The 25,093-nt window shown below is 71.2% G+C and carries 20 protein-coding genes and 1 tRNA gene; 16 read left to right on the top strand and 5 right to left on the bottom strand.

Annotated elements, in window-relative coordinates:
* Nucleotides 1-111 precede the first annotated feature (111 nt).
* The 5 genes from CRP27_RS06055 (at nt 112) to CRP27_RS06035 (ending at nt 4,801) form a co-directional block, all read left to right on the top strand.
* Nucleotides 112-846, top strand: a complete 735-nt coding sequence (locus CRP27_RS06055) for a response regulator transcription factor (protein ID WP_369680017.1) — start codon at nt 112-114, stop codon at nt 844-846.
* Nucleotides 843-2,369, top strand: a complete 1,527-nt coding sequence (locus CRP27_RS06050) for a cell wall metabolism sensor histidine kinase WalK (RefSeq protein WP_097179837.1) — start codon at nt 843-845, stop codon at nt 2,367-2,369. Before CRP27_RS06055 ends, CRP27_RS06050 begins: the two co-directional genes overlap by 4 nt.
* A 264-nt stretch (nt 2,370-2,633) precedes the next feature.
* Complete coding sequence (rplJ, locus tag CRP27_RS06045; protein WP_070418388.1) at nt 2,634-3,149, top strand: 50S ribosomal protein L10; 516 nt, start codon at nt 2,634-2,636, stop codon at nt 3,147-3,149.
* 51 nt (nt 3,150-3,200) lie between these two features.
* Nucleotides 3,201-3,584: a 50S ribosomal protein L7/L12 gene (rplL, locus tag CRP27_RS06040; protein ID WP_097179836.1), complete on the top strand. Its 384-nt coding sequence runs from the start codon at nt 3,201-3,203 to the stop codon at nt 3,582-3,584.
* A gap of 617 nt (nt 3,585-4,201) precedes the next feature.
* Nucleotides 4,202-4,801, top strand: a complete 600-nt coding sequence (locus tag CRP27_RS06035) for a hypothetical protein (protein ID WP_141399705.1) — start codon at nt 4,202-4,204, stop codon at nt 4,799-4,801.
* Between the two features lie 145 nt (nt 4,802-4,946).
* Here CRP27_RS06035 and CRP27_RS06030 read toward each other — a convergent pair whose 3' ends face one another.
* Nucleotides 4,947-6,371: an amino acid permease gene (locus CRP27_RS06030; RefSeq protein WP_097179834.1), complete on the bottom strand. Its 1,425-nt coding sequence runs from the start codon at nt 6,369-6,371 to the stop codon at nt 4,947-4,949.
* 147 nt (nt 6,372-6,518) lie between these two features.
* Here CRP27_RS06030 and CRP27_RS06025 point away from each other — a divergent pair, with 147 nt between their 5' ends.
* The 7 genes from CRP27_RS06025 to CRP27_RS05995 all read left to right on the top strand — a co-directional run bounded on the left by CRP27_RS06025 (nt 6,519) and on the right by CRP27_RS05995 (nt 15,706).
* Nucleotides 6,519-8,396, top strand: coding sequence for an ABC transporter ATP-binding protein (locus CRP27_RS06025; protein ID WP_255257509.1), 1,878 nt, complete (start codon nt 6,519-6,521; stop codon nt 8,394-8,396).
* Nucleotides 8,397-8,565: 169 nt separating this feature from the next.
* Complete coding sequence (locus CRP27_RS06020; protein ID WP_141399704.1) at nt 8,566-8,889, top strand: Crp/Fnr family transcriptional regulator; 324 nt, start codon at nt 8,566-8,568, stop codon at nt 8,887-8,889.
* A gap of 10 nt (nt 8,890-8,899) precedes the next feature.
* Nucleotides 8,900-10,264, top strand: coding sequence for a cystathionine beta-synthase (locus CRP27_RS06015; protein WP_097179832.1), 1,365 nt, complete (start codon nt 8,900-8,902; stop codon nt 10,262-10,264).
* 52 nt (nt 10,265-10,316) lie between these two features.
* A complete protein-coding gene (locus CRP27_RS06010) occupies nt 10,317-11,462 on the top strand; it encodes a cystathionine gamma-synthase (RefSeq protein ID WP_097179831.1) in 1,146 nt (381 codons plus the stop codon).
* Between the two features lie 82 nt (nt 11,463-11,544).
* On the top strand, nt 11,545-12,933 hold the full coding sequence (locus CRP27_RS06005) for an MFS transporter (RefSeq protein WP_097179830.1): 1,389 nt from the start codon (nt 11,545-11,547) through the stop codon (nt 12,931-12,933).
* A 10-nt stretch (nt 12,934-12,943) separates the two neighbouring features.
* Nucleotides 12,944-13,516, top strand: coding sequence for a hypothetical protein (locus CRP27_RS06000; RefSeq protein ID WP_141399703.1), 573 nt, complete (start codon nt 12,944-12,946; stop codon nt 13,514-13,516).
* 183 nt (nt 13,517-13,699) lie between these two features.
* Nucleotides 13,700-15,706, top strand: a complete 2,007-nt coding sequence (locus tag CRP27_RS05995) for a protease pro-enzyme activation domain-containing protein (RefSeq protein ID WP_255257458.1) — start codon at nt 13,700-13,702, stop codon at nt 15,704-15,706.
* 51 nt (nt 15,707-15,757) lie between these two features.
* Here CRP27_RS05995 and CRP27_RS05990 read toward each other — a convergent pair whose 3' ends face one another.
* Nucleotides 15,758-16,339, bottom strand: coding sequence for a TetR/AcrR family transcriptional regulator (locus CRP27_RS05990; protein ID WP_097179828.1), 582 nt, complete (start codon nt 16,337-16,339; stop codon nt 15,758-15,760).
* Between the two features lie 183 nt (nt 16,340-16,522).
* Between CRP27_RS05990 and CRP27_RS05985 the strand changes: the two genes are divergently transcribed.
* Together CRP27_RS05985 and CRP27_RS05980 are read left to right on the top strand one after the other, a co-directional pair.
* Complete coding sequence (locus CRP27_RS05985) at nt 16,523-17,779, top strand: multidrug effflux MFS transporter (protein WP_097179827.1); 1,257 nt, start codon at nt 16,523-16,525, stop codon at nt 17,777-17,779.
* A gap of 55 nt (nt 17,780-17,834) precedes the next feature.
* A complete protein-coding gene (locus CRP27_RS05980; protein ID WP_097180309.1) occupies nt 17,835-19,832 on the top strand; it encodes a helicase HerA-like domain-containing protein in 1,998 nt (665 codons plus the stop codon).
* 45 nt (nt 19,833-19,877) lie between these two features.
* On the opposite strand, the gene CRP27_RS05975 is transcribed toward CRP27_RS05980, so the two are convergent.
* Nucleotides 19,878-20,522, bottom strand: a complete 645-nt coding sequence (locus CRP27_RS05975; RefSeq protein ID WP_141399701.1) for a hypothetical protein — start codon at nt 20,520-20,522, stop codon at nt 19,878-19,880.
* 293 nt (nt 20,523-20,815) lie between these two features.
* Nucleotides 20,816-20,903: transfer RNA gene (locus tag CRP27_RS05970), tRNA-Ser, on the bottom strand.
* Between the two features lie 122 nt (nt 20,904-21,025).
* On the opposite strand from CRP27_RS05970, the gene pta reads away from it, so the two are divergent.
* The gene (gene pta, locus CRP27_RS05965; RefSeq protein ID WP_097179825.1) at nt 21,026-23,134 is read left to right on the top strand and encodes a phosphate acetyltransferase; all 2,109 of its coding nucleotides are present in this window, start codon (nt 21,026-21,028) and stop codon (nt 23,132-23,134) included.
* A gap of 65 nt (nt 23,135-23,199) precedes the next feature.
* Nucleotides 23,200-24,399, top strand: a complete 1,200-nt coding sequence (locus CRP27_RS05960) for an acetate/propionate family kinase (RefSeq protein ID WP_097179824.1) — start codon at nt 23,200-23,202, stop codon at nt 24,397-24,399.
* Here CRP27_RS05960 and CRP27_RS05955 read toward each other — a convergent pair.
* On the bottom strand, nt 24,392-25,066 hold the full coding sequence (locus CRP27_RS05955) for an SDR family oxidoreductase (protein WP_097179823.1): 675 nt from the start codon (nt 25,064-25,066) through the stop codon (nt 24,392-24,394). The genes CRP27_RS05960 and CRP27_RS05955 overlap by 8 nt on opposite strands.
* Nucleotides 25,067-25,093 lie beyond the last annotated feature (27 nt).

The following is a 25,093-nucleotide window of genomic DNA, read 5'->3' as shown; positions in this document are numbered from 1 at the left end:
GCCGCTCACGCTACGGAGCGGACACCGAGTGCCTGCTCGGGAATCCACAGACCGTCGACGGTCGCTCCACAGACCGCTCATAGGAAACTCTCGATACTCGAAGACGTGACCATCTCCCAGCCTGCAGCAGCCCCGCGCCTCACGCGTGCCGACGGAACCCCGTTGCGCATCCTCGTCGTCGACGACGAGGCCAGCCTCACCGACCTCCTGTCCATGGCGCTCCGCTACGAGGGCTGGGACGTCAAGAGCGCGAACGGCGGGCAGGACGCACTGACGACGGCGCGCGAGTGGAAGCCGGACGCCATGGTGCTCGACGTCATGATGCCGGACCTCGACGGCCTGCAGGTGCTCAGCCGGCTGCGGCAGAACAACGACGACACCCCGGTGCTGTTCCTCACCGCGAAGGACTCCGTGGAGGACCGCGTCACCGGCCTCACCGCGGGTGGCGACGACTACGTCACGAAGCCGTTCTCGCTGGAGGAAGTGGTGGCGCGCCTCCGCGGGCTCATCCGTCGCTCGCAGATCTCGATCTCCGAGGCGGGGGACTCGCGCATCGTCGTGGGCGACCTGGTGCTCGACGAGGAGTCGTACGAGGTGCACCGCGCCGGCCGGTCCATCGAGCTGACCGCCACCGAGTTCGAGCTCCTCCGCTTCCTCATGCGCAACCCCCGTCGCGTGCTGTCGAAGGCGCAGATCCTCGACCGCGTGTGGTCGTACGACTTCGGTGGCAAGTCCTCCGTGGTCGAGATCTACATCTCGTACCTGCGCAAGAAGATCGACGCCGGCGAGACCCCGATGATCCACACGGTCCGCGGCGTCGGGTACGTCATCAAGCCCACCTCGTGACGCTCCGCCGCCGGCTCGTCCTGAGCATCGTCGCGCTCGTCGTCGCCGTCAGCGCGGTGATCGGCGCGGGCAGCATCATCGCGCTCGCGTCGATCCAGACGGGCACGATCGACGGGCAGCTGCAGAAGGCGACGAGCCGCGCGAGCACGAAGTTCGGCCAGGGCCAGGAGAACCCGAGCGGTCGCCCGAACGACGACCTGCTGCAGCCGCTCGGACAGGCAGCCGGCACCCTCACCGCGTACTACTTCGCGGGCGGCGGCGCGGGTGGCATCGTCCTCACCGAGGACAGCTCCCGCCTGCAGCTGACCTCGTCGCAGCTCGATCGGCTGGGCGACGTCAAGGTGGGGGTCGCCCCTGCCACGATGGACCTGGGCGGGTCGCTGGGTCGCTACCGCGTCGCCGCCGTGCAGGTCGACAACCCGGTGCTCGGCAACGCCGTCCTGGTGGTCGGCCTCCCGATGTCACCCGTCGACGAGAGCGTCCGGTCACTGCTCCTCGTGGTCGTCCTGGTCGTCGCGGCAGCGCTCGTCGCCGCGTCCGTCGTCGCCGCCGTCGTCGTCCGCCGATCCCTGCGGCCGCTCGAGCGCGTCGCCGAGACCGCCTCGACCGTCGCGCGGATGCCACTCGAGCGCAGCGACGCCCTGCAGGACGTCCGCGTCCCCGACACCGACCCCCGCACCGAGGTCGGCCGCGTCGGCAGCGCCTTCAACCGGATGCTCGGCCACATCGCGGGCGCCATGCAGGCCCGCGAGCGCTCCGAGCAGAAGGTCCGGCAGTTCGTCGCCGACGCCTCCCACGAGCTCCGCACGCCGCTGGCATCGGTCCGCGGGTACGCCGAGCTCACCAGACGCATGGGCGGCGACCTGCCGAAGGACGTGGTGTACGCGATGGGCCGCATCGAGTCGGAGTCGATCCGGATGACCTCGATGGTCGAGGACCTGCTGCTGCTCGCCCGGCTCGACGAGGGCCGCGAGATCCAGTTCGACGACGTGGACCTGACCGGGCTCGTGTTCGACGCCGTGAACGACGCCCACGCCGCATCGCCCGAGCACCCGATCGAGGTCGACGTCCCGGCATCGCCCGTGGTCGTCGTCGGCGATGCCGCGCGGCTGCACCAGGTCATCGTCAACCTGGTCACCAACGCCCGGACCCACACCCCGGACGGCACCCGCATCACCGTGGGGCTCGCACCGTCGGACTCCGGCTCCGGCGTGGACCTCACCGTGCGGGACACCGGGCAGGGCATCGACCCGGAGTTCCTGCCGAAGCTGTTCGAACGGTTCGCCCGGGCCGACAGCTCGCGCTCCCGTTCCGCGGGGTCGACGGGGCTCGGGCTCGCGATCGTGGACGCGGTCGTGCAGGCGCACGGCGGGTCCGTCGACGTGGCCAGCGAGCCGGGGGACACCGTGTTCACGGTGCACCTGCCGGCGGAGCGGCCGGCAGAGCCGGCCGCGGCTCCTGCCGCTTCCGACGACGCGACGGACGACTGGTCGGCGACCCCGGTCCCGTCGGCGACCGACTGACGGACAGGAGGCACGGTGCGGGGCGCACCGCGCCTCCCGTCCGGTGTTTGGTGCCGTCCACGGCATCTGGTACAGTTCTCGAAGCCAAAGACCGCCGGATGTTGCTGCGCTTGCGCCGCAACCGAAGGTCCTCACACGTGAGGCATCCCGCGCAGGTGTTCCGAACCACTCCTTCCGTTCTCGGGGGAGCAGCTCCGAGCCTCTGCGCCGGAGCTTTTTTCGTTCGTGGACCTGGGGCTGCCGGCAAGACCCCCAAGGAGAACCATGGCGAACAAGGAAGCTGCGGTCGCCGAGCTCACGGAGTCCTTCCGTAGCTCGAACGCCGTTCTGCTCACCGAGTACCGCGGTCTCACGGTCGCGCAGCTCAAGGAGCTCCGCAACTCGATCCGTGAGCACGCCACGTACGCCGTGGTGAAGAACACGCTGACCAAGATCGCGGCGAACAACGCCGGCATCTCGTCGTTCGACGACGAACTCGCCGGTCCGTCCGCTCTCGCCTTCGTCCACGGTGACACCGTCGCCGTCGCGAAGTCGCTGCGTGCATTCGCCAAGGCGAACCCCGAGCTCGTGGTGAAGGGTGGTTACTTCGACGGTAACCCGCTCTCCGCGACCGAGGTGGACAAGCTCGCCGACCTCGAGTCCCGTGAAGTGCTGCTCGGCAAGCTCGCCGGCGCCTTCAAGGCCTCGCTGTTCGGTGCTGCGTACCTGTTCCAGGCACCCCTCTCGCAGGCCGTCCGCACCGTGGACGCCCTTCGCGAGAAGCAGGAGTCCGCGGCCTGATCAGGCACGCGTTCATCAACCACACGTACTAGCTAGTAGTAGGAGAAAATCATGGCGAAGCTTTCGCAGGACGAGCTCATCGAGGCCTTCAAGGAGCTCACGCTCATCGAGCTCTCGGACTTCGTGAAGAAGTTCGAAGAGGTCTTCGAGGTCACCGCGGCCGCCCCGGTCGCCGCTGCCGCTCCGGCCGGCGCCGCTGCCCCGGCCGAGGCCGCCGAGGAGAAGACCGAGTTCGACGTCGTCCTCAAGTCCGCTGGTGACAAGAAGATCCAGGTCATCAAGGAGGTCCGTGGCCTGACGTCGCTCGGCCTCGGTGAGGCCAAGGCGCTCGTCGAGACCGCCGACGCCAAGATCCTCGAGGGTGTCAACAAGGAGACGGCCGACAAGGCGAAGGAGGCCCTCGAGGCCGCCGGCGCCACGATCGAGCTCGCGTAGTCTCGACCGTTCGGTCACGAAGGCCGCTGCCCCTCGGGGCGGCGGCCTTCGTCGTGTGCGGGGTGGGGCGGGCGATGCCGCTGTGCTCGGGCAGGGAAGGCCGGTAGCGTCCGTTCCGCGAAAGCGACAGTTTCCTGCCCGCCATCGCCGTGATTCTGTCGCCCTGGCGGCACGAGCGTGCGGGCTTCGCTGTGCACTGTCGCTTTGACAGCGGTGTCACTGCGGCCTGGAGGCACGGCATCTCTCCACAGATCGGCTTGCGTTCGCCAGACGGACGGGCTCGAGCGACAGAGTGCCGCCATGCACCCCGCGAACGCCATCCGCCTTCTCCGAACCAACGACCTCGATCGAGCGGCTGCGAGGCACCTCCAACGGCGTCGGGTAGCCGACGAACTGGTGCGGGTCCGGCACGGTGTGTACGTCGACCGCGCCGAGTGGAACGCACTCGATGGTCGCTCACGGCACCTCGTTCGGATGCGCGCCGTGGTTCCGCTCCTCCGTCCGCGAGCGGTGTTCGCGCTCGAGTCGGCCGCGGCGCTCCACGGCCTCCCCGGCTGGATCCGTGGACGGACCGGGTCCGCGTCCTCGTGCCGTCGCTCGCGCACGACGTGCACCGCGTGGGGCTCACCGTGCACGCGGGGACCACGGCGACCTCCGGCAAGCGCTTCTGGGGAGTCGAGTACGCATCGCTCGCGGCGACCGTGGTCGAGACGGCTCGTCGTGGCTCGTTGTCGGCTGCGGTCGTGGTGATCGACCATGCCTTGCGCAGCGGTGTGCAGCTCGACGAACTCCGCGAGATCGGGGCCAGGACCGGACCGTGGGGATCCGTCCGGCTGGAGCACGCGTTCGAGATCGCTGACGTCCGACACGAGTCGGTGGGCGAGTCGTTCTTCGCGGTGCGCGCCGTCGAGCTCGGTTGTCCGGGCCTCGAGCCACAGCACGAGTTCGTGTCGTCGGACGGGACGGTGGACCGCGTCGACTTCTGGCTCCCTCGGGAGGGACTCGTGCTCGAGTTCGATGGCCGGCAGAAGTACGAAGATCCCGAAATGCTCGCGGGACGGGATCCCCGGGACGTGCTTTGGGCGGAGAAGCGTCGCGAGGACCGGCTGCGCTCACGTCCTGAGGTCCGCGGCGTGGTCCGCGCCGACTGGTCGCACCTCGTCGACCCCGAGCGCCTGCGGGCACTCTTCCGCGCTCGTGGTGTCCCGTGCCATTGATCCGCGTGCGGGTGTCGCGCCAGAGCGACATCGTGGCGCCGGGGTGGGCGGTCTGAGCCGCGAGGGCGACAGACTGCCGCAGAAGTCGGGCGGGAAAGTGTCGCTTTCGCGGACGGGCGGGCAGGGGCGCGGCGGCGGCAGCGCGTCAGCGCAGCGTGCTGTGGCGGCGGCCGTAGGCCAGGTAGAGCACGGCGCCGGCGACCATCCAGATGCCGAACGCGATCCAGGTACCGATGCCGAGGAACACCGCGAGCAGCACGCAGCAGAGCGCGCCGAGGATCGGCACCACGGGGAACAGCGGCACGCGGTAGGACCGCTCGAGCGACGGCTGGGTGCGACGGAGCACGATGACGGACACGTTCACCAGGGCGAAGGCCACGAGCGTGCCGATGCTCGTCGCGTCCGCGAGCTCACCGAGGGGCACGAGGGCGGCGACGACCGTGACGACGAGCCCGATGATGAGCGTGTTCGCGATCGGGGTCCCGGTCCGGCGCGAGACCCGACCGAACACCTTCGGCACGAGCCCGTCCCGGGCCATCGTCAGCAGGATGCGGGTCTGGCCGTAGAGGACGGTGAGCACGACACTGGCGATCGCGACCACCGCACCGATCGAGAACACGAGCGCGACCCAGGGCTGTGCGGTGACGTCGACGACGATGCGGACGAGCGAGGCCTCGCTGGACGAGAACGACGTCCACGACCGGGCACCGATGGCGGCGATGGCCACGAGGATGTACAGCGCGGTGATGAGGGCGATCGACCCGATGATGGCGCGGGGGAGGTCGCGGCGGGGGTTCTTCGCCTCTTCGCCGGCGGTCGAGGCGGCATCGAAGCCGATGTACGAGAAGAACAGCCGGGACGCCGCGGCGGTGACCCCGGCGGCACCCATCGGGGCGAGCGGCTCGAAGTTCTGCGCCTGGAACGCCGAGAACGCCACGACGACGAAGAACACGAGCAGGGCGATCTTCACGATGACCATGACCGTGTTCACCCAGGCGCTCTCGCGGGCGCCGGGCAGCAGGATCGCGGTGGCGAGCAGCACCAGGACGGCGGCCGGCAGGTTCACGACGCCGCCCTCGCCCGGAGGAGCGGACAGCGCCGTGGGCAGGTGGAGGCCGAACACGCGCAGGGTCTCGTCGACGTACTCGCTCGCGCCCACCGCGACGGCGGCGACGGACACGGCGTACTCGAGCACGAGACACCACCCGCACACCCAGGCGATCCCCTCGCCCATGGTGGCGTACGTGTAGGAGTAGCTCGACCCCGACGTCGGGACCGCGCCGGCCATCTCGGCGTAGGACAGCGCCGACAGCAGGGCAGCGACCCCCGCGACGACGAACGAGATCCAGACGGCGGGGCCCGCGAGCGGGACGGCGGTGCCGAGCACGACGAGGATGCCGGTGCCGAGTGTCGCACCGACGCTGATCATCGTGAGGTGCCAGACACCGAGCGACCGGCGGAGCGGCTCGCCGTTCACCCCCGCCGACGCCTCGGCCTGCAGTTGCTCGATCGGCTTGCGGCGGGCGAGCTGTGCGCGGAGGGACGTGGGGCGGGTGGGCGCGGACGTCATGGGACCTCGAGTGGTGCGGGGAAGGGGACGGGAAATGGTCGCATGCCCCCTGAACAGGGTCAAATGAACCACGACCCGTCCGGGCCCCGCCGATGTCCGGGCTCGGGGCTAGGTTTGCAGCATGGACAGGGGTGACGCGTCGTGAGCATGCACGGCGGCATGCGTGGCGGTGGTGGCCGCGGCGGCGGGCGGATCTCGAGCGGCGACTTCGAGGCGCAGAAGGCCGCCAACGCCGAGGCCCCGAAGATCCCGCACCTGCTCAAGCGCATCTCCGGGCTGTTCGTCCCGCACCGGAACGCGATCATCCTCACCGTCGTGCTCGTCCTCGTCGGTGCCGCGATCTCGGTCATCCCACCGCTCCTCACCCAGCGGGCGTTCGACGAGGGGCTGTTCCCGAAGGGCGGCGGCGGACCGGACATGCCGGTGCTGTACGTCCTCGTCGGTGCGATGGTGGCGCTCTGGATCGCGAGCGCAGGGCTCGGCGTCTGGCAGACCTACCTGACCGCGACCGTCGGCAACAAGGTCATGGGCTCGATGCGGATGCGCCTGTTCGGGCACCTCCAGCGGATGGAGCTGGCCTTCTTCACCCGCACGAAGACCGGCGTGATCCAGTCGCGCCTGCAGAACGACGTCGGTGGCGTCGCGAGCGTGCTGAACAACACCATCTCGTCGATCCTGGGCAACACCGTGACGGTCATCGCCGCCGTCGTCGCGATGCTGCTCCTCAGCTGGCAGATGACCCTCGTCGCCGTCATCCTGCTGCCCCTCCTCGTGATCGCGCAGCGACGGGTCGGCCAGGTCCGGGCGAAGATCGCCGCGCAGACGCAGGAGTCGCTGTCGGACATGACGGCGATCACGCAGGAGGCGCTGAGCGTCTCCGGCATCCTGCTCGCGAAGAGCTTCAACCAGCAGCGTGCGGAGACCCAGCGCTACGGCAACGAGAACCGCAACCAGATCCGGCTGCAGGTCCGCCAGCAGATGTCGGGCCAGTGGTTCTTCGCGATCGTCTCGATCTTCCTGTCGATCATCCCGGCGATCATCTACGTGGTCGCCGCGTACCTCATCATCGGCGGCGTCCCGATCACGGCCGGCACGATCGTGGCGTTCACGACCGTGCAGTCCCGGCTGCTGTTCCCGACGGTCGGCCTGCTCCGCGTCGTCCTCGACCTGCAGACCTCCGGCGCGCTGTTCGCCCGCATCTTCGAGTACCTCGACCTCAAGCCCGCGATCACCGACCCGCCCACCGCGAAGCCCGTCGACGAGTCCCGGGTGGGGCACGTGGCGTTCGACGACGTGACCTTCACTTACCCGGACGGCGAAGCCGACAAGCCCACGCTCCGCGGGGTGTCGTTCGAGCTCCAGCCCGGACAGTTCGCCGCGTTCGTGGGACCGTCCGGCGCGGGGAAGACGACCGTGTCGTACCTCGTGCCCCGGCTGTACGAGGCCACCGCCGGGTCCGTGCGGTTCGCCGGGCAGGACGTCCGCGACCTGGCGCACGAGGACCTCATGCGCCACGTCGGCATCGTCAGCCAGGAGACCTACCTGTTCCACGCGACGATCGGCGACAACCTGCGCTACGCCAAGCCGGACGCCACCGACGCGGAGCTCGAGGACGCAGCCCGCGCGGCGAACATCCACGAGACGATCGCGTCCTTCCCGGACGGCTACGACACCGTGGTGGGGGAGCGCGGGTACCGCCTGTCCGGCGGCGAGAAGCAGCGCATCGCCATCGCGCGCGTGCTGCTGAAGGACCCGCCCGTGCTGGTCCTCGACGAGGCCACGAGCGCGCTCGACTCCATCTCGGAGCGCGTGGTGCAGACGGCCCTCGACAACGCGGCGGCCGGTCGGACGACGATCTCGATCGCGCACCGCCTGTCGACGATCCGCGACGCCGACGTCATCTTCGTCCTCGACCACGGGCAGATCGTCGAGCAGGGCAGCCACGAGGAACTCCTGTCGCGCGACGGCATCTACGCGATGCTGCACCACCAGCAGAACGCACCGGCCGACGCCCTGGGGAGCTGACCCAACCACCGCAGGCGGCGTCGGAGACGTCACCACGGCCCGCAGACGCGACCGGCAAACGGACTGGAGGCGCGTGGCGGCGCCGCCACGCGCCTCCAGTCCGACGACGGTCGCGTGACGATCCGACGGAACCCAAATCGACGGACACGCTGACACGAGTGTCACTCGCGTGGCACCTGTGCGATTCGTGCTGGCGGGGAGCGTCGACCTGCGCGTCCCGTTCGAGGACACGCAGCTGCCCGCCACCCGGGTCGAGGCCGGGGACTACCTCGGCCAGACCGCGCTCACCCGGGAGGCACTGCTCACCAGCGCGGTCGCGCTCACCGAGGTCGCCGTCCTCGTCGTGCCCGCCACCGCCCTCGACCAGATCGTCCGCGGCACACCGGCGCTCGCGCGGGACATGGGCGAGGTCATCGACCGCCGCCGGCAGGAGGTCTCGGCGGCGGTGTCCGCGCACGTCGAGTCCCAGCAGAAGACGGTGTCCGCCGCCTAGACTCGACCGCGTGCGTTACGCGAACTCCGTCGTCGACCTCGTCGGCGACACTCCGCTCGTCAAGCTCAACCGGGTGACCGAGGGGGTCCGGGCGACCGTCCTCGTGAAGGTCGAGTACCTCAACCCCGGCGGTTCCTCGAAGGACCGGATCGCCACCCGGATCATCGACGCGGCCGAGGCCTCCGGGGCCCTGCGCCCCGGCGGCACGATCGTCGAGCCGACCTCCGGCAACACCGGGGTCGGGCTGGCGCTCGTCGCCCAGCAGCGCGGGTACCGGTGCGTGTTCGTGCTGCCGGACAAGGTCGGCGAGGACAAGCGGAACGTGCTGACGGCGTACGGCGCCGAGATCGTCGTGACGCCCACGGCGGTGCCGCCGGAGCACCCCGAGTCGTACTACTCGGTGTCCGACCGACTGGTCCGCGAGATCCCCGGCGCCTACAAGCCGAACCAGTACGCGAACCCGAACGGCCCACGCAGCCACTACGAGACCACCGGTCCGGAGATCTGGCGCGACACCGAGCAGCAGATCACCCACTTCGTCGCGGGTGTCGGCACCGGCGGCACGATCACGGGCACCGGGCGCTTCCTCAAGGAGGCGTCCGAGGGCCGGGTCCGCATCGTCGGGGCCGACCCGGAGGGCTCCGTCTACTCGGGCGGCACCGGCCGGCCGTACCTGGTCGAGGGCGTCGGCGAGGACTTCTGGCCCGACGCCTACGACGCCGGCGTGCCGGACGAGATCATCGCCGTGTCGGACGCCGACTCGTTCGCGATGACCCGCCGCCTCGCCCGCGAAGAGGGGCTGCTCGTCGGCGGCTCCAGCGGCATGGCGGTCGTCGCCGCCCTGCGCGCCGCCCGCGACCTCACCGAGGACGACGTCGTCGTGGTGCTCCTGCCGGACGGCGGCCGTGGCTACCTCGGCAAGATCTTCAACGACCGGTGGATGCGCTCGTACGGCTTCGCCGAGACCGACGACGAGCGCACCGTCGGGTCGCTCATCGCGGGCAAGGACGGCCGTCTGCCGGACCTCGTCCACGCCCACCCCGCGGACACCGTGCGCGAGGTCGTCGACATCATGACGAAGTACGGCGTCTCACAGATGCCGGTGCTCAGCGCGGAACCGCCCGTCGTCATCGGCGAGGTCGTCGGCGCGGTGGCGGAGAAGGACCTGCTCGAGCAGGTCTTCACCGGCGCCGCGAAGATGGCGGACGCGCTGACCGGTTTCGTGGGGGAGCCGCTGCCGCTCATCGGTGTCGGCGAGTCGGTGTCCTCGGCCCGTCGCGCGCTCGAGTCCGTCGACGCGCTCCTGGTGGTCGAGGACGGCAAGCCCGTCACGGTCCTGACCCGACACGACCTCCTGACCTACCTCTCCGAGTGACCCGCCCGACCCGACCAAGGCCCGCCCGACCCGACCGAGGAACGAAGACCGCATGACCGAGTTCAGCACCCGTGCCGTCCACGCCGGACAGGAGCCCGACGGCCCCACCGGCGCCGTCATCCCGCCGATCCACCTGACGTCCACCTACGTGCAGGACGGCATCGGCGGCATGCGGAACGGCTACGAGTACTCCCGCGCCGGCAACCCGACGCGCGATTCGCTGCAGACCCTGCTCGCCGACCTCGACGGCGGCGTCGCGGCGTACTCGTTCGCGTCCGGTCTGGCCGCCGAGGACGCCCTGCTCCGCGCGGCCCTCGTCCCCGGGGCGCGCGTGGTGATGGGCAACGACGTCTACGGCGGCACCCACCGTCTGGTGAGTCGGCTGCACGTCCCGTGGGGCGTCGAGCTGGTCGTCGTGGACATGAGCGACCTCGACCAGGTCCGTGCCGCGCTCGAGGGAGCACCGGACCAGACCGTGCTGTGGGTCGAGACGCCGACGAACCCGCTCATGAAGATCGCCGACATCGCGGCGCTCGCCGAGCTCGGGCACGGGGCCGGTGCGCTCGTCGTCGTCGACAACACCTTCGCGTCGCCGTACCTGCAGCAGCCGCTGTCGCTCGGCGCCGACGTCGTCGTGTACTCGACCACGAAGTACCTCGGCGGCCACTCGGACGTCGTCGGTGGCGCCGTGGTGCTCGCCGACGAGGAACTCGCCGCGAAGGTCCAGTTCCTGCAGTTCGGGGCCGGCGCGATCTCGTCGCCGTTCGACGCGTTCCTCACCACCCGCGGCATCAAGACGCTCGCGGTCCGGATGGAGCGGCACTCGCAGAACGCGCAGGCCGTGGCCGAGGCCCTCGTCACCGCCCCCGGCGTCGAGCGCGTGTACTACCCGGGCCTCGCCGACCACCCCGGGCACGACGTCGCCGCACGCCAGATGCGCGGCTTCGGCGGCATGCTCTCGGTCGCGCTCTCCGGCGGGCCCGCAGCAGCGCGGCGGTTTGCCGAGTCGACCGAGCTGTTCGCGCTCGCGGAGTCCCTCGGCGGCGTCGAGTCGCTGATCGGCTACCCCAGCGAGATGACGCACGCCTCGGTGAAGGGGACGGAACTGGCCGTCCCGGAGAACGTCGTGCGCCTGTCGGTCGGCATCGAGGACGCCGGCGACCTCGTCGCGGACCTGCAGCAGGCGCTGACGCGCTGACGCGCTGCAGGGCGGCCTGGAGGCACGTGGCGGCCCCGCCACGTCGCTCCAGGCGGTCGGTGGCTGGCCCTACGATGATCGGGTGAGCACCGCCGCGACGAGGACCAGTCTGTTCAGCGGCCCGTACGCACTCGCCACCGTCGGCATGGTCGCGATCGTCGCCGTCGCCGCGTTCCAGAACCTCGCGATGACGACGGTCATGCCGGAGATCAGCCGCGACCTCGACGGCGAGACCCTGTACGCCCTGGCCTTCGCGGCGCCGCTCGCCGCCGGCGTTCCGGGGATGGTCCTCGCGGGCAACTGGACGGACCGTGCCGGTGGTCGGATCGTCGCGTGGGTGTCCGCCGGCCTGTTCGCGGTCGGCACCGCGGTCGTCATGCTGGCCCCGACGATGGAGGTCTTCCTCGTCGGACGCCTCGTCGAGGGCTTCGGCGCCGGCGCAATCGACGTCGTGCTCTACGTGCTCGTCGCGCGGATCTTCCCGGCGGAGCTGCACGGCCCGGTGTTCGCCGGGTTCGCCGCCGCCTGGGTGGTGCCGGCGCTGATCGGTCCGGCGCTCGCGGGCATCGTCACCGACGTCTGGAACTGGCACTGGGTCTTCGCGGCAGCGCTCGTGATCGCCGTCGGCGCGTTCACGCTGCTCGTCCCGACGCTCGGCCGGCTGCACCCACCCGCGGTCGAGCTCCGCGCGCCGTGGCAGCGCTCCCGGATCGGCTGGTCGGTCGCGGCCGCCGTGGCGATCCTGCTCCTGAACGTCGCGCCGGACCTCGGCGCGTGGGCGCGCGTCGCCGCCGTGGTGATCGGCCTCGTCGGCACGTGGTTCGCGCTCCGCCCGCTGCTGCCGACCGGCACCTTCGGCGCGGCGCCGGGGCTGCCGTCGGTGATCCTGCTGCGCGGCCTCGTCGCGGCGTCGTTCTTCGGCAGCGAAGCGTACGTGCCGTTCCTGCTGCAGGCGAAGGACGGCCTGTCCGCCTCGGCCGCCGGGCTCGCGTTGACGGTGGCGGCGCTGAGCTGGGCCGGGTCGAGCTGGCTGCACGGTCGACTGGGCGAGGAACGGCTCACCGCCGCCCGGACGTTCGGCGTCGGGTTGGCGCTCGTGCTCGTCAGCCTGCTCACGGCGCTCGCCGTCGCGTCGTTCGGCCTGCCCTGGTGGATCCTCGTCGTCGGGTGGTTCGTCGGCGGCGCGGGCATGGGGGCGGTCTACCCGCGGACCTCGATGCTGACGCTCCGGTTCTCGGGCGAGGGCGACGACGGCTTCGCGAGCTCCGCCCTCACGATCGCTGACGCCTCGGGCAGCGTGATCGGACTCGCCGTCACGGGCCTGCTGTTCATCGGGACGGGCGGTGCGGACGGCGCGGTGTCGTTCCCGCTCGTGTTCGGTGGCATGACGGTCATCGCGGCACTCGCCGTCGTCGCCGTCCGTCGTCTCGGCCCGGTGCCGGCACCGCCCGCGGCACAGGTGGGCGGGTAGCGTGGGGCACGTGCTCCTCCGCATCGTCGCCGCAGCCGTGATCGTCGGCTCTGCCCTCGCCCTCACCGGCTGCCAGGGCACGACGTCCGCGGCGCCGACTCCCGTGCAGAGCACCGACCTGACGAGCTCGGACGGCGGGTTCGACCAGCACGCCGTCGTCGGCGTGGTGCTCCTGCACGCCGCGGCCACCCCGGGCACGAGCTCCGGCGGGGTGTCCCTGTCGGACCGATTCCACGATGACCTGACCGCTGCCGGGTTCACACCGGACGTGCGGGTCGCGGGTGCGGCCGACCCGGCGGGCGACCAGCGGACGGCGATGCGTGCGCTCGTCAAGGCGGGCGCGAAGGCGATCCTCGTCGAGGCCGCCGACCCGGCATCGCTGAGCGGCGAGGTCCAGGTGGCGCACGACGCCGGCGTGGTCATCGTCGCCCTCGGTGACCCGCTGCCGACGTCCGGGACGGGCGGGGACGGTGTGTCGGCCGACTACCGGGTGCAGGGCATGGACTCCGACGCCGCGACGGTGGCGCGTGCGACCGCGGTGGTCGAGTCGCTCCAGCGGGGCGAGAAGCCCGCCGACGGCTGACCCTCAGGCCGCACTCAGGCGCTGCGCGGCGGTCCCCAGCAACCACCGGGCGATCGGCTGTGCGGAGGGACAGCATGGGTCCCCCGAACGGGTGACATCGTTCGTCGGTGGAACGACCGACTGTCCGGCGTGACCCGGCACTCACTACAGTCACCTCACCGCAGCCCGTCGAGAGGACCCGAAGTGCAACGACGCCCACCGACACCCCGTCGGCACGATCCCCGCCCCACCCGAACCGCAGCCATCGCCCTCACCACCGCAGCGTGCACCATCGGCGCCGTGCTCTTCGCCGCCGGTCCGGCCGACGCCGCGACCCGGCACGTGCTTCCAGACTCCACCCCGTCGTGGGCCACGAGCACGAACGACGCCGGGACGGTCGCTGCCGACACCGACGTCGAGGGCGAGGTCTACCTGCCCCTGCAGGACCAGCGAGGCGCCGAAGCCCTCGCGACGGCGGTCTCCACGCCGGGCAACGCCCGCTACCGCAAGCCCCTCAGCCCGGCAGCGTGGATCGCGGAGTACGCCCCGACGAAGGCCGACGCCGACCAGGTGACCGGCTTCCTGCGGGCCCAGGGCCTGCGCATCACCGCGGTGCCGGCGAGCCACGAGTTCGTCGTGTTCCGCGGACCGGCGTCCGTGGTCAACGCGGTGCTCGGTACCTCGCTGCACAACTACCGGCACGCCGGTCGCACCCTCGTCGCACCGTCGACCGCTCCGACGCTCCCGGCCTCCGTCGCCGGTCTCGTCAGCGGGGTCAGCGTCGACCAGGGCCGGCTCCTGACCCACCCGGAGCTCGTCGAGCAGGGCGAGACCCCGGCATCGTCCACGCCGGCGCGGTCGCTCCGTCAGCAGGCGACCGCCCCCACGGGCATCCAGGCGAAGTGTTCGCAGTACGACGGTGAACACACCGCGACGGTCCCCGCCGCCTACGGGAAGACCAGCGTGCACACGTTCGCCTGCGGCTACGTGCCGAAGCAGATCCGTTCGGCGTACGGCGTCGACGCACTCGCGGCGAAGGGCGTCCAGGGGCAGGGCCAGACGGTGGCGATCATCGACGCGTACGCCTCGCCCACGATCGTGCACGACACGAACGCGTACTCCGTGCAGAACGGCGAGCCCCAGCTCACCAGCGCGACCTTCCAGCAGCGGATCCCCGCGACGTCGCAGTTCACCGACCAGGTGCTCTGCCAGCAGCCGAGCGGGTGGCAGGGCGAGGAGACGCTCGACGTCCAGTCCGTGCACGCGGTCGCTCCGGCGGCGAAGATCCTCTACGTCGGCGGCACCAACTGCGGCGGCGGGCTCGACGTCGCGATGTCGAAGATCCTCGACCAGGGCCTCGCGAACCTCGTCAGCAACAGCTACGGCGACGTCGGCGAGAACGTCCCGCTCTCGAGCATCCGCGGGCAGGAGAACCTGCACGTCCAGGCCGCGGGCGAGGGCATCGGCCTGTACTTCTCCAGCGGGGACAACGGCGACGAGTCGGCCGCGCTCGGCAGCGCCCAGCCGGACTTCCCGGCGTCCAGCCCGTGGGTGACCTCGGTCGGTGGCACCAGCCTCGGCATCGGGAAGAACGGGAAGAAGACGTTCGAGACCGGGTGGGGTGACGTCCTCGACCAGATCGTCAGCAGCGACCGCGGGAACGTCTACTCGACCCCGCTGCCCGGCGGCCTCGTCGGTGGCGGCGCCGGTGGTGGTCGGAGCACCCTGTTCGACCAGCCCGCGTACCAGAAGGGCGTCGTGCCATCGTCACTCGCCGGTGGCAAGCGCGTCTCACCGGACCTCGCGGCGCTCGCTGACCCGTACACCGGGTTCGCGATCGGCATCCGACCGATCACGGACGACTCGACGCTCGCGGTCGGACCGTTCGAGAACGAGACGTACGGTGGCACCTCGCTCGCGTCGCCGATCACGGCCGCGCTGTCCGCGATCGTGCAGCAGTCGACCAACGTCCGACTCGGCTTCGCGAACCCGACGATCTACGCGACGTACCGTGCCGCGCCGTCCGCGTTCAGCGACGTCCGTCCGCCGTCGTCGCCGGTCGCCCTGGCCTACACGAGCGCGACGTCGGGCAAGGACTACCTCGTCACGCTCGACCACGACACGTCGCTGACCACCGCGAAGGGGTACGACGACTTGACCGGGCTCGGAGCGGTGTCCTTCACGGGGCTGACACAGGTCGCACGCCGGTAGCGGCGCGATGACGGAGGGCACGGTGTCTGCTGGCACCGTGCCCTCCGTCGTTCAGCGCCACCAGGCGGGGAACGACAGCACGATGGTGTCGACGAGCGCCTTCCGGGAGCGCCGCGGACCCGCGAGCCACGCCTCGATCGCGCCGACGAACCCCTGCGCCACGAACCCCGCCGCGACGTCGTCGAGCAGTTCGGGCCGGTGCGCGGCGTCGAGTGACGAGATGTGCTGCGCGCTCGACACCGTGAAGTGCTCGACGAGCAGCCGGTGCAGGGAGGCGTCGTTCGGGTCGGGGAGTGCGCGGCCGTAGATCTCGCGGTGCGCGACCACGTGCTCGACCACGGCGTTGATGCCACGACGGGTGATCGTCGCGAGCTCGTCGGCGCCGGCACCGCGGTCGGCGGCGACGCGGCGGGCGTCGGCGTCGTCCTCGCGGATGCGGTCGAGCTCCGGCGTGAGGACGTCGGCGAGCAGCGATCCGGGGGAGACCGCGTGCGAGTAGAACGTCGCCCGGTTGATCCCGGCGGCGCGGGTCACGTCCGCGACGGTGATCTCGGAGACCGGGCGGTCGGCGGCGAGACGCAGGATCGCCTCGCGCAGGGCTGCGGTCGTGTGCAGGATCCGGGCATCCACCATGACGCCATCCCCCTTCTGATCCGGTTCCACCCGACACGTCGTCCGCAGACGGTACCGAGCTACCCGACGGTACCGCATGCGTCGACCACGACACGGGACCCGTAGGATGGTTCCGCGGCCGAATCGATTCGATCGATCCCGCGATCACCTCTTCCCCCCCTCACCGTCGAAGGACTCCTCCTCGTGACCGCGCCCGCCACCACCGGTTCGCTCCGGGTCGTCCTGCACCCGGGAGACTCGCTCTCCCGACGGCAGCGACTCGTCTACGTCTTCGTCCTGGGCGCGCTCACCGCGCTCGGACCGTTCACCATCGACCTCTACCTTCCGGCGTTCCCGTCGCTGAAGGACGAGTTCGGCATCACCGACGGCGCGGTGCAGCTCACCCTCACGGCGACGACGCTCGGCTTCGCGGCGGGGCAGCTCCTCGTCGGGCCGTGGAGCGACAAGGTCGGCCGGCGTCTGCCGCTGATCATCGCGACGTCCGTGCACGTGGGTGCCTCGATCGGCGCCGCGCTCGCGCCGAACGTCGAGGTCCTCGCGCTCTTCCGCGTCCTGCAGGGCATGGGCGCCTCGGCGGGCGGTGTCGTCGCGATGGCCACCGTCCGTGACCTGTTCGGCGGCAAGCCCCTCGTGCGGATGCTGTCCCGGCTGGCGATGGTGAACGGCCTCGCGCCGATCCTCGCCCCGCTCATCGGGTCGCAGATGCTCCGGTTCGTCAGCTGGCGCGGCGTGTTCGTGTTCCTCGCCTGCTACGGCGCCGCCGTGGTGATCGCGTCGATCCTGCTCATCGTCGAGACGCTGCCCCCGGCGCGACGGCACGAGGCCGGTCACTCCACGATCGGGCAGCGCTACCGCGCGCTCTTCTCGGACCGCATCTTCGTGGGGGTCGCGCTCATCGGGGCGATGGTCTTCAGCGGACTCTTCTCGTACCTCAGCGCCTCACCGTTCCTGTTCCAAGGGCTGTACGGGCTGGACGCGCAGCAGTACGGCCTGCTCTTCGCGGTGAACTCCGTCGGTGTCGTCGTCGGCGTGCAGGTGTCGTCCCGGTTGGCGCAACGGGTCGGACCCCAGTGGATCCTGGCGTGCTCGACCGCCACGCTGTTCCTGGCGGCGGTCGCCATCATGGTCCTCGACCAACTCGGCGCCGGGCTCGTCGGTGTCCTGGTCCCGCTGTGGTTCTTCATCGCAGCGTGCGGGTTCTCGTTCCCGCTCGTCCAGGTGATCGGCCTCGCGGCGCACGGCAAGGAAGCAGGCACGGCGGCCTCCCTGCTCGGTGCCCTGAACTTCGGCGTCGCCGGGATCATCTCCCCGGTCGTCGGCTGGATCGGCATCACGACCGCGACGCCGATGGGTGCCGTGATGGCGTGCACCTCCGTGACTGCCATCGTCCTGCTCTGGGCGGTCGTGCGGCCGCGAACGGTCCCCGCGCTCACGCACTGATCGCTCGTCAGCACCGATCCGGTCGCGCGGGCGGCCCCGTCCATATGCTGTGCTCATGAGCGACGCGGTGCAGCAGGCCCAGGCAGCGGCAGCAGCGGCGAGGGCCGCGGCTGACGAGGCGAGACGCCTCGCCGACGAGGCCGCGGCACGTGCCGAGGAACTCGCCGCCGCGCTGCAGGCGGCCGCGGCCGGACCGGGGCTCGCCCCCGACGCGGAGCCGGCGGTCGCCGGATCCCCGGCACCCACCGGCCTGGAGGCACCGCTCGCGCCCGACGCGGAGCCCGCCCCGGACGCGACCACGTCGGCGCCGGGGGCGACCCCGGTGACCGGCGGGGTGGGCCCAGGCAGTCCGCTGGACGCGGCAGCGGTGAGCGCGATCCGAGACGGGTACCAGGTCGACGGCAGCGCGCTCCAGCTGGGCGCTCTCGTCAACGGCGAGGCGCAGCCCGACGTGCAGGTCCGGATCCCGCTCGGCATGCTGAACCGGCACGGGCTCGTCGCCGGTGCGACCGGCACCGGCAAGACCCGCACGCTGCAGGTCCTGGCGGAGCAGATCGCCGCGAACGGCGTGCCGGTGTTCGCCGCCGACATCAAGGGCGACCTCTCCGGGCTCGCCGTCGCCGGGCAGGCGAACGACAAGCTCCTCGCGCGGACCGCGGGCATCGGGCAGGACTGGCAGGGTGTCGCCAGCCAGGCCGAGTTCTACTCGCTCGGCGGGCAGGGGACCGGTGTGCCGATCCGGGCGACCGTGTCCGGGTTCGGGCCGTTGCTGCTGTCGAAGGTCCTCGGGCTGAACGACACCCAGGAGTCCTCCCTCGGGCTGGTCTTCCACTACGCCGAGCGGGCCGGCCTGCCCCTCGTCGACCTGTCCGACCTGCGGAGCGTGCTGACCTACCTGGTGAGCGACGAGGGCAAGGGCGAACTCGCCGAGCTGGGCGGCCTGTCGAAGCAGACCGCCGGCGTGATCCTCCGCGAGCTCGTCACCTTCGCCGACAAGGGCGCCGACCAGTTCTTCGGCGAGCCCGAGATCGACACGCAGGTGTTCCTCCGGAACGCCGCCGACGGCCGGGGCATCGTGAGCCTGCTCGAGGTGCCGGGCGTGCAGGACCAGCCCGAGGTCTTCTCGACGTTCCTGATGTGGCTGCTCGCGGACCTCTTCAACGAACTGCCCGAGGTCGGCGACCAGGACAAGCCGAAGCTCGTCTTCTTCTTCGACGAGGCGCACCTGCTGTTCACCGGCGCTTCGAAGGACTTCCTCGACCAGATCGTCCGCACCGTCCGGCTCATCCGGTCGAAGGGCGTCGGGATCTTCTTCGTCACGCAGACCCCGAAGGACGTGCCGAACGACGTGCTCGCGCAGCTCGGTTCCCGGGTGCAGCACCAGCTCCGCGCACACACCCCCGACGACGCGAAGGCGCTGCGGGCGACGGTGTCGACGTACCCGACGAGCGGCTACGACCTCGGCGAGGTGCTGACGTCCCTCGCCACCGGTGAGGCGATCGTCACCGTGATGAACGAGAAGGGCGCGCCGACGCCCGTGGCCTGGACCCGCCTCCGTGCCCCCGAGGGGTCGATGGACCCGATGCCCGCGCCCGAGATGCAGGCGCGGGTGCAGGCGTCCCCGCTCCTGGCGACGTACGGCACCCGGCTCGACTCGGACTCGGCGTACGAGATGCTCGCCCGCCGGATGGAGGCCGCCGCCGCGCAGGTCGCCGCCGCGGACGCGCAGAAGGAGGCCGCTGCCGCTGCCGCCGAGGCCGAGAAGGAGGCCGCCCGTGCCGCTGCCGCGGCTGCGAAGGAGGCCGCCGCGCAGGAGAAGCAGGAGGCACGTGAGCGGGCCGCGGCGCAGAAGGAGTACGAGCGGACGCAGCGGGAGTTCGAGAAGGCCGAGCGCGCGGCGGCCGCCCGACGGTCGGGTCGGACGTCGTCGCGGACGACGACGTCCCGCACGGCGAACGACCCGCTGTCGGACCTGCTCGGGTCCGGGCTGGGCGGGACGATCGCCAAGGAGGTCGTGCAGGGGATCTTCTCGACCCTGCGGCGTCGGCGCTGAGGTCGGGCGCTTCGGGTCGGCGTACGGGTGGGTCCCGCCCGTTCGTCAGGCGCCGAAGAGCGTGACGGTCTCGATCGCGAGCAGACCGCTGACCACCAGGACCGCGAGCACCCCGACCACGACGTAGGTGCCGCGCTGCTCGTACCAGCTCCGGCTGGTCGGGTAGCGGCGGGCGAACTCGCGCGCGGACATCGGGCGGGGCTCCTCGGTCACCTGCACGCCGAGCGACTCGACGACCCGGTCGATCCCGCCGTCGCCCCAGACGTCGGAGCGCAGGCGGAACAGGTGCCCGCCGTCCGCGTCGAACGCCACGAGCTCGCGCGAGGTCCGCTCCACCGCGCTGCCGTGCGTCGTCGCGAGGACCAGGCTGTGCACGCGCTCGCGCGACACCCGGCGACTCGGGGTGACGACGCCGCGCACCGTGATGCCGACCGGGTCGATGCCGATGAAGGCGGTGGCGAGCCGGGTGAACACGACCCCGACGGCGACCGCGAGGGCGATCACCACCGTCGCCACGAACGTCCAGAGGCGGAAGGGGAGCGACACCCACACCAGGGCGACCGCGAGCGGGACGGCGGAGAACACGACGCTGAGGATCGTCGACCGCACGAGCGAACGCCGTGGCCGCAGGACCAGGTCGTACGCGGCCGCGCGCACGTGTGCCCCTGCCGGCGCCGTCAGGTCCCCCACGTGGACTCCTCGTCCCTTCGGGTGCCCGGGCAGCACCGATCGTCCGCCCGGGGAGCGACGCCCCTGCCGCTCCGTGCACCGTGTCCGACCCGTCCCGGGGTCGTCCGTCCGGCGAGTCTAGGCGACCGACGGGTATCGGGGACAGCCCGTTCCACCCCTGGGCTTCGTTTCGCGGCCAGTCCATGGGGAACGGGGTGCAGTGGGGTCCGCCGGGTGGGGGACCACACTGCCCGGACCGGTCCTCGAACGGCGAAGGACCCGAGCCGGTCTGACTCGGGTCCTTCGGATGGGGCTGGCGGAGAATGGGGGATTCGAACCCCCGAGGGCTTGCACCCAACACGCTTTCCAAGCGTGCGCCATAGGCCACTAGGCGAATTCTCCTGACGCCATCTCGCGATGACGACACCCCATGGTACAGGTCTTCGAGGGTGCGGATGACCACCTCCGTCCACAGCTGCTGCCGTTCCCAGTTGTCACGACAAGGACGCGGCTAGCCTGGACGCGTGTCGACCCGCATCTACATCACGTCAGCAGAAGGACACACGGGCAAGAGCACCGTCGCCCTCGGTGTCCTCGAGACCCTCGCGCGCTCGGTCGGACGGGTCGGCGTGTTCCGGCCGGTCGCCCGGTCGGTGGACGAGCCCGACTACGTGCTCGAACTCCTGCTCCAGCACACCGCCGTCGGCATCACCTACGACGACGCGGTCGGCGTGACCTACGACGACGTGCACGCGGACCCGGACGCCGCCCTCGCGACCATCGTCACCCGGTTCGCCCAGGTCGAGCGGCAGTGCGACGCCGTGGTGGTGCTCGGGTCGGACTACACCGACGTCGGCAGCCCCACCGAGCTCTCGTTCAACGCCAAGGTCGCCGCGAACCTCGGTGCGCCCGTGCTCCTCGTGCTCGGCGGACGCGACGCGGCCGAGCGCGGGGCCCGCACCCCGGACGACATGGCGCAGGTCGCCGACGTCACCACGAGTGAGCTGCGTGCGGCACACGCGCAGGTGTTCGGCGTCATCGTGAACCGCGCGGACCCCGACGCCCTCGGTGCGATCGTGTCGAGCGTCGAGCGTGCCGTCCACGACGACCACCCGGACCTCCCCGTGTGGGCGATCCCAGAGGACAGCGTCCTCGTCGCCCCCACCGTGCGGGCGTTGCTCGCCGCGACCGACGCCACGCTCGTCCGGGGGGACGACGCGCTGCTCGACCGCGAGGCCATGGGCACCGTCGTCGCCGGCATGAGCATGGAGAACGTGCTGCCCCGCCTGATCGAGGGCGGCATCGTGGTCGTGCCCGGTGACCGCAGCGACGTCCTCATCGCAACGCTCCTGGCGAACCAGTCGGAGACGTTCCCGAGCCTCGCCGGCGTCATCCTGAACGGTGGGTTCGAGACCGCACCGCAGATCTCCCGACTGCTCGAGGGGCTGTCGAGCTCGCTGCCGATCGCGCAGAACGCCCTCGGCACCTACGACACCGCCCTGCGCATCACCCAGACCCGGGGCCGGCTCGCGGCGGACTCCCCACGGAAGGCCGACCTCGCCCTCGCCCTGTTCGAGCAGCACGTCGACGCCGACGCCCTGCGTGACCGGTTGCAGCTCACCCCCTCCGGGGTCGTCACGCCGCTGATGTTCGAGCACGGACTGCTCGACCGGGCGCGCGGCTACGGCAAGCGCATCGTCCTGCCCGAGGGCGAGGACGACCGCATCCTCCGCGCCGCGTCGACGCTGCTCGCACGCCAGGTCTGCGAGCTGACGATCCTCGGCGACCCCGCCGCGATCCGCACGCGCGCGACCGAGCTCGGCCTCGACCTCGACGCCGCACAGCTCGTGTCGCCGTTCGACCCGGAACTCCGCGAGCGGTTCGCCGAGGAGTACACCCGGCTGCGTGCGCACAAGGGCATGTCGATCGAGCTCGCCCGCGACACCGTGACCGACGTCTCGTACTTCGGCACGATGATGGTCCAGCTCGGCCTCGCCGACGGGATGGTGTCCGGCGCGAAGCACACGACGGCGCACACCATCCGGCCGTCGTTCGAGATCATCAAGACCCGGCCGGACACCTCGATCGTGTCGAGTGTCTTCCTGATGGCGCTCGCCGACCGGGTGCTCGTGTACGGCGACTGCGCGGTCATCCCGGACCCGACGAGCGAACAGCTCGCCGACATCGCGATCTCGTCCGCCGAGACGGCGACGCAGTTCGGCATCGAACCCCGCGTCGCGATGCTCAGCTACTCCACCGGCGACAGCGGCTCCGGCGCCGACGTCGACAAGGTCCGGGCGGGCACCGCGTTCGTCCGGGAACGCCGTCCCGACCTGCTCGTCGAGGGGCCGATCCAGTACGACGCCGCGGCCGACCCGACGGTCGCCAGCACGAAGATGCCGGACTCACCGGTCGCCGGGAAGGCGACGGTCTTCATCTTCCCGGACCTCAACACGGGCAACAACACGTACAAGGCCGTGCAGCGTTCCGCCGGTGCCGTCGCGATCGGCCCGGTGCTGCAGGGTCTGCGCAAGCCGATCAACGACCTGTCCCGCGGCGCCCTCGTCGGCGACATCGTCAACACCGTCGCGATCACCGCGATCCAGGCCGGCACCGCGTCCGACGCGGGCTGACCGCCCGACCCTCGCCGTGCCTCCCGTCCGGCCCACCAGGCCATGAACAGAAAGCGACACCACCAGTGACCGCAGCCCTCGTCGTGAACTCGGGTTCGAGTTCGTTCAAGTACCAGCTCATCGAGCTCGAGGGGGAGCGGACGCTCGCCTCCGGACTCGTCGAGCGCATCGGCGAGTCGACCGGCGCGTGGAAGCACACCAACGCGCTGACGGGGGAGTCCTCGTCGAACGACGCCTCCGCCGTGCCGGACCACGCTGCCGGGTTCCAGGCGATGATCGACGCCTTCGCGAAGATCGGGCCGTCCTTCGACGAGTACCCGCCCGCGGTCGTCGGGCACCGCGTCGTGCACGGCGGCACCACCTTCGACAAGGCCACCGTGGTCACCGACGAGGTCGAGCGCCAGATCGAGGACCTGAACAGCCTCGCGCCGCTGCACAACCCCGCGAACCTCGAGGGGATCCGCGCTGCGAAGCAGGTGTTCTCGGACGTGCCGCAGGTCGCCGTGTTCGACACCGCCTTCCACCAGACGATGCCGCCGCACGCGTACACCTACGCGATCCCGGCCGACCTCGCGGCGAAGTACGCGATCCGCCGCTACGGCATGCACGGCACGAGCCACAAGTACGTGTCGGAGCAGGCCGCGGCGTTCCTCGGTCGACCGCTCGCCGAGCTGAAGACCATCGTGCTGCACCTCGGCAACGGGGCGTCCGCCGCGGCGATCGACGGCGGGAAGTCCATCGAGACCTCGATGGGCCTCACGCCGCTCGAGGGGTTCGTCATGGGAACGCGTTCCGGTGACCTCGACCCCGCGGTGCTCATCCACCTGCACCGCGAGGCCGGGCTCTCGTTCGACGAGCTCGACACGATGCTCAACAAGGAGTCCGGGCTCCTCGGACTCACCGGCAACGGCGACATGCGCGACGTGCAGGACGCCGCACTGGGCGGCGACGACGAGGCAGAGGCGGCGCTCGCCGTCTACCGCCACCGGATCCGCCGCTACGTGGGTGCGTACACGGCGCAGCTCGGCGGGCTCGACGCCGTCGTGTTCACCGCCGGTGTCGGCGAGAACAACGCGCTGCTGCGTCGCCGTGTGCTCGCCGGACTGGAGCACCTGGGCATCGAGATCGACCCGGACCGGAACGAGCTCGCGTCGCGCGAGGCCCGTCTCGTCTCGACGGACGCATCACGCGTCGCGGTGCTCGTCATCCCCACCAACGAGGAACTCGAGATTGCCCGGCAGTCGGCCGCGGTCGCGCTCAGCTGAGGGACGACAGCGCCGCGGGGATCGGGGTGTCGCCGCTCGTGACCTCGAACTGGACGCCCACCGCGGTGTCGTCGAGGATCGCGTGCAGCACCACCGCGGCGACGTCCGCGCGGGGGATGGTGCCGCGCGGCACCGTCCGACCGACGTCGACGGTGCCCTGCGGGACGGTGTCCACCAGACCACCGGGGCGCACGATCGTCCACCGCAGGCTGCGCGCCCGGAGGTTCGCGTCCGCCTCGGCCTTCGCGCGCAGGTAGACCTGGAACACGTCGGCCTCCGAACGGGCGGGTACGACGGCGCGCTCCGGGTCGTACGAGTCCGCCGCCATCGCCGAGATCATCACGTACCGGCGGATCCCGATCCGTTCGGCGGCGTCGGCGAGCAGGATCGCGCCGTCCCGGTCGACGGTGAGCTTCCGCTCCGCGCCGCTGCCGGGGCCGGCGCCGGCGGCGAACACCACGGCGTCCACCCCGCGCAGCCGGAGCGCGAGCTCGTCGTCGTCCAGCTGCTCGAGGTCCGCGACGATCGCCGTGGCGCCCTGTTGCTCGACGTCGGTGACGTGTGCGGGGTTGCGGACGATGGCGACGGCGTCATGGCCGGCGTCGGTGACGAGGCGGGCGAGGAGGAGGGCGATCTGGCCGTGTCCTCCGGCGATGGCGATCTTCATGTGTCCGAGTCTGCCCGTTCCGTCCGG

This window comes from Curtobacterium sp. 314Chir4.1 (assembly GCF_900215175.1).
In the GTDB taxonomy this organism is placed as follows: Bacteria; Actinomycetota; Actinomycetes; order Actinomycetales; family Microbacteriaceae; genus Curtobacterium; species Curtobacterium pusillum_A.
This window is presented reverse-complemented; position numbering and strand designations above follow the sequence as displayed.